General features: G+C 41.8%; 9 protein-coding genes. All 9 read right to left on the bottom strand.

Annotated features, from left to right (window positions below):
- Window positions 1-402: 402 nt before the first annotated feature.
- Window positions 403-798 (bottom strand): SMI1/KNR4 family protein, encoded by a 396-nt coding sequence (locus tag KNP86_RS13025; RefSeq protein WP_214754821.1) that lies wholly within the window; start codon window positions 796-798, stop codon window positions 403-405.
- Entirely contained in the window at window positions 779-1318 is a 540-nt protein-coding gene (locus tag KNP86_RS13020) for an HNH/ENDO VII family nuclease (RefSeq protein WP_214754819.1), read from the bottom strand. The genes KNP86_RS13025 and KNP86_RS13020 overlap by 20 nt, the downstream gene beginning before the upstream one ends.
- Window positions 1315-4356 (bottom strand): ATP-binding protein, encoded by a 3042-nt coding sequence (locus KNP86_RS15795; protein ID WP_214754817.1) that lies wholly within the window; start codon window positions 4354-4356, stop codon window positions 1315-1317. Before KNP86_RS15795 ends, KNP86_RS13020 begins: the two co-directional genes overlap by 4 nt.
- A gap of 5 nt (window positions 4357-4361) precedes the next feature.
- A complete protein-coding gene (locus tag KNP86_RS13010; RefSeq protein ID WP_214754815.1) occupies window positions 4362-4946 on the bottom strand; it encodes a hypothetical protein in 585 nt (194 codons plus the stop codon).
- A 19-nt stretch (window positions 4947-4965) separates the two neighbouring features.
- A complete protein-coding gene (locus KNP86_RS13005; protein WP_214754813.1) occupies window positions 4966-7239 on the bottom strand; it encodes a dynamin family protein in 2274 nt (757 codons plus the stop codon).
- Window positions 7240-7247: 8 nt separating this feature from the next.
- Window positions 7248-8516 (bottom strand): dynamin family protein, encoded by a 1269-nt coding sequence (locus KNP86_RS13000; protein WP_214754811.1) that lies wholly within the window; start codon window positions 8514-8516, stop codon window positions 7248-7250.
- A 785-nt stretch (window positions 8517-9301) separates the two neighbouring features.
- Window positions 9302-9994 (bottom strand): N-acetylmannosamine-6-phosphate 2-epimerase, encoded by a 693-nt coding sequence (locus KNP86_RS12995; RefSeq protein ID WP_214754809.1) that lies wholly within the window; start codon window positions 9992-9994, stop codon window positions 9302-9304.
- Window positions 9991-11499: a DUF4127 family protein gene (locus KNP86_RS12990; protein ID WP_214754807.1), complete on the bottom strand. Its 1509-nt coding sequence runs from the start codon at window positions 11497-11499 to the stop codon at window positions 9991-9993. Before KNP86_RS12990 ends, KNP86_RS12995 begins: the two co-directional genes overlap by 4 nt.
- Before the next feature lie 9 nt (window positions 11500-11508).
- Window positions 11509-13167, bottom strand: a complete 1659-nt coding sequence (locus KNP86_RS12985) for an ROK family protein (RefSeq protein WP_214754805.1) — start codon at window positions 13165-13167, stop codon at window positions 11509-11511.
- Between the last annotated feature and the right edge of the window lie 15 nt (window positions 13168-13182).

Below are 13182 nucleotides of genomic sequence, written 5' to 3'. Positions count from 1 at the left end.
ACTCCAACTCGTTCATGGGAATCAATCCTTTTTGATTTTATTCCCATAATGTCGGCATCACTACCTCACCAACATTGCGTAAGAACCACTCCTATTTTGCACTACACAAACGCGGTCAGTGGAACCTAAAAAAGATGACCCCGGAACAATATCGGGGCCATCTGATCGCAGCATAGAAAACGTGGGCTTTTTATTAAACTGTCCATTTTACGGGGCTCAGTTCAATTCCGACTTGCGTCTTCTTTATTTCTCTATTATAAATATTGATTTTTAAATCAAACGGCTTGGACTCTTTGGAAATCAGAGTTCAAGCCGTTTACTCACTATAGTGTAAGTCTCCTCCATATAGGAATACATTACTTAGCACCATTCAATATTTGGTTAACAATCTGAATGACCAATTCACTTCTTCATAGTATCAAGAAAATCCTCGAAAGATGAATGGAGTGGCACTAACTCACCTGCGTTATATTCAAAGATCTGCTCTGAATCATCCATTACGATCAAGATTCCATCAAACCCCGGGTTCTCAATAATGACATATTGATCTAATTCTTTCGTTCGCGCTCTTTCTTGCAGAGTATTTTCAACAACATCGATATGTGAAGAGGGAGCATAGCCAAAAATCTCATGGTGATTGATAGATAATGCACCATATCGATTTAAGAATGTGACATACCCTTTTGGAAGAGTGATCCCCAACTGCGTCTCCATGTTTCGAATCGTATCTTCACCAACACCACCTAATACAAAAGCTGTCTTGTCCGCAATCGCTTGATCAATCCATTGTTTGTCCATATTTGACTTCCTCCGCTCTTGTTTTCCAATGCTCGATTTTTTCCGAGTTAAACTCCACACGATCAATCACAGACTTGATGGTTTTATCATGCAAAATACCGTCATTCCCCGCGCCTCTATGTTCTTCCACTTTTAACTCTGCTAAAGGAGAATCCATACGTTGACCAATATGATGCAATTCTATTGGCTTTCCTTCACAAAGTGGGGCTAACCCTTGCTCCATTCTTTCTAGATTGGTTCTGCCGAAAATATCCTTTTCCTCATAATCGATATCGGTTCGTACAAGCACTTCTCGACCATTCACTTCACCTAATTCCACATTCGAGTTTTCATAAATTTCAATTTCCTCAGGTGATGCAATCTCAAATGCTTGTAACACCGTGGTAAAAACCTTACTTTCGAGCATTTGAAATACTTTTTTGTCATCCACTTCAATCACATCTGGCATATTTAATTGTTCAAGTAGATGTTGGTCAGAAATAAATAACCCCTCATTTCGTACCATACTCTGTTCACTCATCGTTCCATCCCCCTCCAATGATGAAGAATCAATCGTTTGAGTTCATCAACGTTCTCGATGTGGCTTCCTGAAAAGTGTTTCAAAGCCTCGTTAAATCGTTTCTGAAACTCGTTCGGATTGTTACTGAACGTACAATATTTCAGAATTAAAGCCCCATCAATAAGATGGAAAATGATTCGAGCCCGCAATTCTATGAAAAATCTTGAAAACAAGTTTGGTACTCGACCTTCATGCAATTGTTCTACCATCTTAATCAGATGTGCACGCTCACCTTCACCTAGAGCAATTTGGTGGATGTACTCAAGCAATCGAGTCATTTCCATCGATGGAAATTCTTTTGGTTGGTCAACGATAAGATGACACAGAACGTCACGGGGACTCATTTCTTCAGCCTGATGAGTCAGCAGTCGTTTCCCGTCAGATTCCTGATAATTAACCTTGACGACCACTGGATTCAGCCATGTACTCTGATGCACAATCGCACTTCCAGGACGTAACTTAGATATCTCATCAATTTGTTCTTCATTCAATCCAATCGATTTCCCAAGACGTTGCCGATCCTCTACATCCGGGAGTCGCATAATGATTTTCGTGTTCGTATTCTTTATCGTTGCTGGATCAACCGCACTTGGTGATTGATCGACGATAATGAATCCTTGTCCATACGAGCGCATTTCTGCTATTGCATTCGTCATCATCTCAACAGATTTTTGTTGAATCGTGCTCTCTCCAGTGTTCGAAACATTTTTTAGAAGATGATGGGCTTCCTCTAAAATCGTGACATGATGGAGAGGTGTATTCATATTGTTCGCTTGAACCATGCGATACTCATGCAACTTTAAGAAAACAATGCCCATAATCAATGATTTCGTCTCAAGTGAACCAATACGACTTAAATCAATGATTGCATGATGGTCAAACAATTCTTCATCTGGAATTGGAGATTGGTTAAATAACGGACCAACAATCCCATTTGTCATTGATTCAACTCGTGCCACTAAAGACCCTTTATAATTGTCTTCTACTTCTTTCGAAAATCCGTAGCTCGCAATTACGGAAGGTAACGTCTGCAGTAAATCTTGGAAGGTAGGGAACCGAGGCGTACTTCCGATAAATGTTGACGTATTTAAAATCCAACCGATTCGCTCGTAACTCTCACTAACAGATTTTTTTAAAATGTTTGGCATCGCTGCGTAAAGAGGCCAACAAGCACTCATGATTTCAATCAAGCGGTCTATATGTTCTTGAATATGAATTCCTGCTTGAAATGCAAACGGATTGATTTGTAATAGTTGTCCTTGTGTACGATTTGTTCCAAACACCTTAACGTCCGACAGATGCCCGTAGATATGCCGATACTCCCCTTTTGCCGGTTCTATGACAAGAGTTTTGATATGATGTTGCCGTAATCCGTTGATGATTTGATACATTGTATTTGATTTTCCAGAACCTGTAGAACCACTAATAAAAGTATGACTCGCTAATTGATCCACATTTAAATGGACTTCCTGCGTTTCTACTTTACCGAAATGTTGCAACTTCCCTAATTCGATTTTTCTTCCTGTACCATCACCAAAAATGTATTGGACACTTCTTCCGAATTCCGCCATACGCAAGATTGGTACCGTATTCAATGACTTTTGAGGGAGATGGAGCGCTAGCGTAATCTCCTCTCCGTGAATCAATGAAGTTGGTTTTACGATGAGTTGTTGCTGATTTGTTGCTTCGAAGTGAAACATCGGGTGGCAAAGAGTCGATAAATAGCGAGTCATCTCTGGAATCTGTTCTTCGTTCCATTGTAATAACGCTCCTTGTTCAATCGAAGAGTTTTCTCCACGAATGACCGAACGATATGTTTGTCCTGCAATTTGTGCCACCTTTGGATTCTCAGCGATGAAGTACGCAGCAAACTCCCACATACCATAGTCTTCCGCATCACTGACTCGTTCTAATTGAGCATCTAACTTCTTCATCATTTCGCTGACAGTCTTATTCTCAAAAGTGAGTTGCATCGTTTCACTAGAAGACGCTGTAGCAGCAACTGACACAGAGCTACTAATTGATTGTCCTACGGAATCGCCTGTCGAACTAGAGATTCCAGATGTCTTTGATTCACTCGTTCCTTTACTTTCGCTTGTAGAACTACTTTTCGAGTAACCAGCGCCCAGACCCACATGCACGTTCTCTTTTATTTTCACCCCAAGATTGACACTAGCTGAACCCGAATGTGTGACACCTTCTGTAGTGGTAATAGAAGAAGATGTGCTCTGACTCGTAGAATGACTGATTGTAGATGTGGCGCTTTTCGTGACACCTTTTGTCATTCCTTCTGTGACCGCCTGACTTTCAGCAGTTCCATATGTTCGAGTCGACTGGCGTAAAGGAGACAATTCCGTGTAAAGCGAAGCATAATTCTGCCGCAACAATGCAACTTCTGATGATGACAGTGCGGTGCCGATAATGATTGCACTGAAACGCTCACCTTGCATTGATTCAATCAGACGATCAATTCCTTGTGCTTGTTGAAGTGATTTCTTAGAAGGAATACCGCAGACTGAAACAATAGATGGCAAATCACTGTTTCGATGGAGAATTGTATCAAATAGTTCATGAGTTTTCGAGTTCGAAACTACCTTTAACATGCTACCTTGAAATTGACTTTCAAAACTTTTTTGGAATAAATCATGTAGTGGATAAACTTCCTGTTGCGCCTGGTTCGTTCGAACGGCCATATATAAATCAACTTGATGACCATCGCTATTGATTAACAAGGAAAGTGATCCGTTCATATGACTAATCCCATTGAAAAGCGTGGTCAGTTTATCTGTGATATCTTCTTCCTGTTCGTAGACGAGTGTCATGATTTTCATGATTCGAATGTTTTTGTGAACCATGAACACCTCAGGCATTTGATCAAACGGTTGGATGTCTTGCTCAGGTAAGCGCATCAAGTAATTACGATCAACAATATCGTTTGCCAGTAAAATAGCTTCATTAAGTGCTTGAAGATGAGTTTCTGTCTTGACTAAAGTATTCACGCTACTCATCTTCCTCTCGATGCACTCAAGATTTGTCTTACAATTTTATATAGTTCTGCTAGCATCTCTACGAGCGGTGAACGTCTTGAAGCTTCTGTGCTACGATGATTTGCATGGATACGATCCAATTCTTTACGAATCTCTTCAAATCGTTTCTTCTCATGTGCATTGAAGCCTTTTTTTCGATTGATTTCTTCCAAATCTCTTAATTCCTGTTTAAGCTCTTTTACGCGATGTCCAATTGAATGTTGTCTTGTATATTGCGTTCTTTGTTCCCCTGACTGCTTCGGCTCTTGGATAGGTGATAAGTGTTTTCCCACTTCAATAATGTGAAGGAACAGGGCCCGGGAGTAATGTTCCGTTTTCAACGATGCATATGCTTCCGTCAAATATTCTTGATTCCAGTGCTTTTTATCTTGACGTTCAAAAGTATCCTCTTTGTCCCAAAGTGGGATATTTTCTTGTTCAATCATCGTCAACGCCTGTGAAATCACAGCATTTTTATCATTTGGATTGGCCATGATATATGTTGATAAACGACGACGAATCAACGAAATATCTTTTTCTTTAATCGCTTCGAATAAATCCATATCCTTCCACTCTCCTTAATTAGTTTGTTAACAAGACATCTAATTTCTTAATAATTCCATGTAACCATTCTTTATTGGCCTTGCGACGCTCCACTTCTTCCATTACCATTTCTTGATCCGTTGTCAAAAGCTGAACACGATCCAGATTTTTTCGGATTGCTTTTTCCAACAACTCAAGTTGACCAAGGAACATTTTTTTAAACATATCCGTTTGTTCTTGTGCTTGTACTTCTGCCGTCTTTAGCAAGTTTTCCATATAGTCGTCGACTGGATTAATGTACTCTTTAATAACATTGTCCATATCGACAAAATCGTGCGTTTCATAAACATCCTTTTCATATGTTGAAGATTCTCCCCATGTCCAAGGCTTATACCATTTCTTACTGGTGTTGCGCCGTGTTACGGTCCCGACAAAGACTTCTCGTTCTTCCGTATACATAGCAATCAACGAATCTGCGTCAGGTAAATTGACTGTTAGAACACTTTCTGTGAGACTTGTCGCAATATTTAATTCAATCGATGCACTCAAAAGATTTTCAATCGATTTTTGATACTCTTTGGCATACACATTGGCCTGATGACGCAAACCTTTGTCAATTCCTTTTTCCAAATCAATCAACATGCTCGAACACAACATCTCGACTTCCTTTTGGAAATGCTTGATCATCAAGTTTGCTTCGCGTTGTTTAACTTGATTTTCTTGGCGTAACGGCTCAGAAACTTCCAACAATTTTTTGCCGAATGTCTTACGGGTTTTTAACAGATATTCTTTTGCCGTGTCATCACTCAATGATTGAATATCCTGGATTAAAGCTCTACCGTGATCTCCCTTTTCTAGCAGTGCGTTTACTTGCTTAATTTCTTGAGCAAGTTCTTTACGTTTTGCCTCGTTTTTTTCAAGTTCATCTTCTATTTTCATCAACATTTCTTCCTGCTCAATTACTTTACGGAATGACTCCACTCCATTTTTGATTTTCGAAGTTACCGCGTATTTTTCTAAATATTCATTGATGACTTCCTCAATAACAGGGACACCAGAGTAGATAATTGCCTCTTCTTGTTCGTCCGTGGCGTGTTCTATACGATTTTGAACTGCTGTTTGTACAGAGGGAGTCAAGGCCGGGTAACGATGCATTTGCATTTCCGGCTGTTCGATAAAACGCTCATAGTCATACGCGTCTCGTCTTTGTTTTCCTGTCAGTGGCTGCCCTGCCTTTTGCATTCGTAATAACTTAGCCAACTGTGCAGAAATAGGATAAATATTTGGTTGCTCAATCCCATGCCCCTCAAGGTATTTCTTTGCATTATCAATTGCTACTTGAAGCGATTCCCCTGCTTCGACATCATATTTATCTGCTTGATTGAGTACGAAAATAAAACGATCTTTTGACTGTTTACCAGATACCTTCATTGCTTCTGAGACGTCTGCAAGCAATCGGTTGTCGTCCGAGATACCAAGCTGAGAACCGTTCAGTACATACATGACAATAGGTTGATCTTCATTTTGAATGATTCGGAAGGTTGCGTTTCGATGCTCCATGTCCCGTGAATTGTTTGGACCCGGAGTATCAATCATGACAAGGTTCATTCCTTTAGAAGAGATGTTTGGAATTGCGCCTTTTAAATGAATCGTTTGAATTTGATGATTCTCATTGAAACTTACTAAATCCGCAGGGCTAATTTCGCGAATGGATTGAATAGGTTGCTCATCCGCATCATAAGTCTCTGCCGAAAATGATTCTTGCCCTTCACGATTGTAAATACGCGTAATTTTTGCCGTACACGCCTCATTTTTTGAAGGGATGAGTTCCTGACCTAGAAATGCGTTGATTAATGTAGACTTCCCAGAACTCATCGTAGCGATAATCGCAATCTCAAATTCATCGTTCATCGATTTCTCAAAATTCTTTTGAACTCGATCCGTTTTCAACTCATCAAAAGGACCTTTTTGGATTTCAGCCATTAATTCTTTCAATTGATGAATTTTGTCACTTGGATCCATGACATGAACATGCTGGCAAAAGAACTGAGTCCCTGTATTCTTTTTATTATGTTGCTGGCAAGATAAAGATAAATCTTCAAAATCCGGTGCTGTTCCAGAAAAATTAATTAAAATTTCTTCTTCGTTTACATCCTTTTCTAACGCTCCACAAAGCCGTTCCATCCAAAGTTGAAGACGCAGTTTTTTACAGTCATGAAGCGAACTATTTTTATTCTCTAAGTATTCTTGTCCATCAAAATGAATCTCAGTTTCCATCAGGTACGGGTTATAAATCATTTCTACGTTCTTCATTTAAGAAATCACTCACTTTTCATGAAATTTATGATACTTGCAAATCCTGTACGTTCATTAATTTCAGATGATTCTGTCTGACCATCTACTTTGAAATAAGAATGAAAGTAATCTTTTAATCGCTGTTCTCGCTTTGTCAGCGTAGCAACCTCTTGACTTAAAATTCGTGTGGCAATCGCAGATGTCGTCACGACATTTGGTTTGTTAAATCCATTTTCCTCAATGAAGGATGTTGCTACTCCCATATAATGCTCTAACGTTTCCCCTAATTCCGAATCAAGTTCGTCAATCTTATTTAAGACGAATAGAATGCGATGACTTTTAGAATAGGACTTCACCAAATGTAATAATTCTTTTTCGTCATCCGTACCTAATTGCGTTGCGTTTAATACCACAATGACTTTATCGTAAGAGTGCTCAAGTAGTGTTTGCTGGGCAAGATCAAAATGATTTTCTCTCCAAGAACTGTTCATTCCTGGTGTGTCCACTACTGTATAGCCATACTCAGCTAATCCGTTTGTTGATTGTCCGCTCCAAAACGTTAAGTGATTCAAATCATGTAAGTCTGAATCATTAAGTTGTTCAATCCAGTTTGGTGTCGAACATGCAGAAGAAAAAATCCGATGATTTGTGTCTGATAAAAAAACTTGATCCAAAGTCGGGCAATGCTTATATCGAAGAGAGAAGTTCGTAGAAACTTGATTTTGCGTTTTGGCCCAATTCGCGCCTAATAGATTATTCAGAATCGTTGATTTACCAGCACTCATCGTCCCAAGAATTAAAGTCGTTCCTAATTGTCGTTCTTTTTTTTCATGAGGGGCCAGCCAAAAACCGAGTGTTTTTTGATAGCGAATATGTTTAAACGACTTCTTCGTTTTAATCTCGCTGTAAATCGAATCATTCATCAAAAATTGAACTCGATCAGGATTCATCTCGAGTGATTCCAGAATAGTACGTAATTGTTCTTTCTTATTTGGAAACATCGATAGGATATGTAAAACAAGCTCGTCTGCAAGACAATAGCTATATGACTTTATGCCTTTCCACTTAAAACGAAGTTTTTCTAAATAGTTCATAATTTCTTTAAGGTCATGTGTTTCTTCATCAGATTTTACATTTAATAATTCTCCATAAAATGTATCTAGTTGTTTTTCGCTATCTTCTAGTTGATTTACAATAAGTTGCAAACCGCTTATGTATTTTCTTTTATGACGATCTTTTAGTCCTCTTATGTGCCAGTCCTGATGCGACTTAGTAAGTGCGTCGTAGTTAAACATCTCAAACCACCTCTCCTTTTTATTCCGCTATAGGCTCATATAGTTCTTATTTACATGCATCACTATATGTTTTAATGTCCGTCATTTCATAAAAGACAGATTCGATGCACTAGAAATTTTTACTGTTCGCTCTTTCAATAAACTCATAAAAATTATTAAAGGGATTTAACACCCGTTTCTTGTTTAAGTAATAACCTCGTTGATAAGGTGAAACGAAACAATGTGTACCTTCAACAATTTTGTTAATACTAAAGTGATTTCGAATATGTCTAATGCGGTTAAACATACACGTATCATTTGCATTGCGAACCGCCTACTTGTCAATCCTATGTATGAGTTATTCTTTACTTCATTGAAAGCAATTTCTTATCCCCTTTCTTTCCCTTTGTTATTATAAGGAATTGAAAAGACATATGCTTTACTTTTTTTGTTAATGGTGGGCATAATTTATGGTTTTAGAAAAAATATTTGTCCTGGTTTCTAATTTGTATCACTTCTCAAAAGCATACCGACTTTCGGTAATCCCTTCTAAAATGTTTACATTAGAAAACCACCACGCAATAATGTGTAGTGGTTACATAAATACTTTACTTCGACTCCACCCCAAACCGATAAACCGTCCTCGAGTGATACAACTCCTCTGGTTTCAGTTCAATCGATGTCGCGATGTCCATCTGTCCCTGATCTTAAGATTTCTTTCATTGTTAAACATATTTTAGTCCATCTTTCCGATGACTTTTGTTTAATATTTTTTTCAGTGACATCAAAAAAAACCGGAACCTCACTCATGTGAGAATCCGGTTTTGCATTTCATCAACGAACCGCTTCGCAATCTGCTGCGGTCGTGTAATCGCACCGCCTACAACAACTGAATATGCTCCAGCTTCAATTACACGGCGAGCATGGTCTGGTGTGAGAATGTTCCCTTCCGCAATGACAGGAAGATTGACGGCGTCCACCATTTCTTTTAAAAAAGAAAAGTCATTTTCGTACAGTTTCCGTCCTGTCGTTTCTTCTGTATAGCCATAGAGCGTCGGAGCCACGCAATCAAACCCTAATTTCTCTGCTCGCTGTGCGTCTTCGATTGTCGCACAATCCGCCATGAAGCGTTGATTCGGATAGCGTTCTTTTATTATCGGAAAAAATGACTCAATCGTCGATCGATCCGGTCGTACCCGATTTGTAGCATCGAGCGCAATTACTTCAACACCGGCCTCTACGAGTGACTCCACTTCTTCAAGTGTCGGTGTAATATAAACAGAGGATTCAGGGAACTCCCGTTTGATGATCCCAATCAATGGCAAATCGACTGCTTGTTTGATTGACTTGATATCGTCAATTCCATTCGCACGAATCCCAGCTGCACCGCCTTCTTTCGCGGCAATCGCCATCCGTGCCATGATCTCGGCACCGTGAAGTGGTTCTTCTTCTAATGCCTGGCATGACACAATCAACTTCCCCTTCAATTGCTCCATCATATACGTTCCTCCTTTAAGTGCAGACGGCATTCAAACATTCGATTCCAAGGAGCTGACGTCTGAAACTCCAGTTTTTCTTGGAAAGAGTGTTTTAATGTGGCACGCGCCGCTTCTTTCATTTGACGATCGCGTTCAATCGAAATAGCAGTCGCCTCGTCCTGTAAATCAAAGTAATTCGCCCCATAAGATGGCAACACCGTCTCAACCATCTTCATCCGGACAATCGATTGATACACGAAATCGTCGAGTAGATGATAGAGTACGTTTTCTCGGATTCGCTCCTGTTTTCCACGTTGAGCGAATATCCCTTGGGCCAACGTCGTCCCGAGCGTGTTACAGTTCGTATTCCACCCTTTGTACGAATCAATCCGTTCAAGCAGTCGTCGTTCGTCCAACCACATGACAAGCTCAGTGTCTCCCCCGTTGGCATATGCGCTGTCTGCGACGATCACACGTTTCCCACGATTGAGAGCCTCCTCAATGGATGAGAGAAACGTCGGCAAATGTCGAAAACTCGTGTAGGTCACGTCACGCTTGTCTTGGTCCCACGACTCTTGCATCACACGACCTGGGACGTTGTAGGCTAGCACAATGTCCGCCTCTTCGACTGTAGCAACGGGACGCATGCCGATTGCATCGATATGTGCTTTCATGCTCTCCGCAAACGGGCGGTCTTCATACATCGGGATGAGCGTCGGTCCGAGCGTACTACTCCAAATCGGATAGACACTAGGACGCACTCCAGTCTGATTGAGATACGCTCGACCGACCATCGTTGCTCCGACCTCGTCAGCACCTGGATACATGTGGACACGTTCGAAGACACGACGCTCACTGATGGCACGAAGTACATCGGTTTGATCGATTGCGGTGTACCCATATTCCGCGCTGTCATCTTGGGGAATGAACAGCCGGTCAATGGTTCCTTCTTCGACAAGTTGAATAAGTGCGTGATTGATCGAGCGATTGAACGCCCGTCTCGTCTCGTAATCTTCAATATGCTCGGACGGAATCAACTGCTCGATTGACTTCAGCTCGTCTTGTTCTGGTTCTGTTAACCCATCTCGTGTCTGCTTGTCCTGTAAAAATGCTCGTCGATAAATCTCCGCACCATATACACCATAATAATCAGGTTCTTCATCGTCCGAACTGTATTTCGGGGTCCGCATGATCATCGTCGCCACGTAGAGCGGCACATCAGTAGTCGCGCGTAGCGAACGCAACCAATCGATGAATCGTTCGCGGTCTTCCTCTGTTAAATGATGCAAACGAGATGGAAGTAAACCGCCGTAGCATAACATGTCTGCGCTGAGCACGAGCGCGTCGCAAGTCGGCGCACTCGACACCCACTCGCGAAGCCCCTCATAGTCCGCCGCCTGTTTTTTATAGCCGAATCGTTCGACCGAAGGCATCACTAGATCGACTTCATCTGTCACGCTGACGATGCGTTCGACCACGTCGACATTACAAGGTCGTTCATCAATCGGTACATATAAAATTCGCATCAGCTCACCTCACACAATCTCGCTACTTGGTTCCTCGGTTCGAACCGCATGCGTGATGACATCAAAGAGATAGAATAAAGCCACTTCTCCAATCGACGTCACATTGACGCTCTCGGTCGAAGGGACAGTCAATCGGATGTCTGACACGGAGAACAGCGGTGAATCACTTTGTGTCGACAAACCAACCGTTACGGCACCAAGTTGTTTCGCATGGGCCAGTCCTTCGACGACGTCCTCACTGTATCCATCTCGACTGAGTCCAATGACGAGCGTCTCGGGTCGAATCGCCCGCTTGGATAAAGAAATCGCTTGTGCTCCTGAGAAGGCATCGGTCATCACGCCAAACTCGAGCAGCTTCATTTTGATGGCCGGTAGTAACGGCGACCACTCATCCGTCCCATATAGGACGACTTGATTGGTCGATTCGAGCACTTCCTTCAAGCGGTTCATCGCTTTTTGATCGTAAAGCGACTCATATTTCTTCATCATCATGAAGTAAGCCTCATTTATGTCATCTAAGCCATCAATGTTGGAAGGGCCGTAATACCGATTGCTGACGGTCGCTTCTTTCGCAAGCAAACGCAACTTATTGTAAGATCCAAATTCGAGCTTCTGACAGAAGCGCGTGATTGTCGCTTCGGATACGTTGATTTGACGCGACATTTCCGTGATTGTCTTATTCGGTACGGCCTCAAGGTTTTGAATCACGAAATCAGCGACAAGCTGCTCTCGCTTCGTGAACCGGTGATGATTGGACTCGATGATAGTCGTGATGCTCCGCAGCGGTCGCATTGACTCTTGCAACAAGAAGTGACGAAGCGCGCCGAGCATTCCGGCATTATTCAAGTTTCGGGCAATCTCGATAGTCGTTTTCTCTAAGATAGCCGGAATGATATCAGCCGCAAGCTGCTTCATGATCCGTGGATAGAGATAGTCCTTTTGGGCAGTGATTCCGCCACCGATGATGATTTTCTCGGGATTCATCATATAAGTGACGGTCGCAATCCCTTTCGACAAGTAGTAGACAAGCCGGTCGATCTCCTCAATCGCCACTTTTTCGCCCGCGTGCGCCATCTCGAAGACGTCTTTCCCGTTCAATCCCGTCTTCTCGGTCCGGGCTTCGACACGTTCAATCAAGACACGCGTCGAGGCGAGTTCTTCAAATGCATAGCCTTCAATCGGAATATAACCAATCTCTCCACCGCTAAAGCTATAGCCGGTATGAAGTTTGTTATCGAGGATATAGCTGCCACCAATCCCTGTTCCGATCGTCAGACAGAACAAGCTTTTGGCTCCTTTTCCGCTTCCAATCCAAGATTCTGCGAGACCGGCACAGTTCACATCATTCTCTACCTCGACCGGTAAGCTAAACGTCGACTCGAGTTCATCCTTTAGATGTGTCCCCGTATAATCGGGAATGAGCTTTGAAGCATAGACGACGACGCCTTCTTTTGAATCAACCTGTCCAGCCGTTGAAATACAAATCCCTTGGACATCGTGTCGTGTCTGCAAGTCCCGAATGAAAGCAGTCACTTTTTCAATGATATGCGCCCCGCCCCGACTTGCTTCGGTCACACTTTCATGCTTTTCCAAAAAGACGGCATCTTCCGTCAGTACCCCGTATTTGATGAACGACCCGCCAATGTCGAGCGCTACGAATTTTCTCATCTTTTCACCTTCTTC

The organism is Exiguobacterium sp. s16 (assembly GCF_018618115.1).
In the GTDB taxonomy this organism is placed as follows: Bacteria; Bacillota; Bacilli; order Exiguobacteriales; family Exiguobacteriaceae; genus Exiguobacterium; species Exiguobacterium mexicanum_A.
Note: the sequence above shows the minus strand (reverse complement) of the source record. Positions and strands in the feature narration are given on the sequence as shown.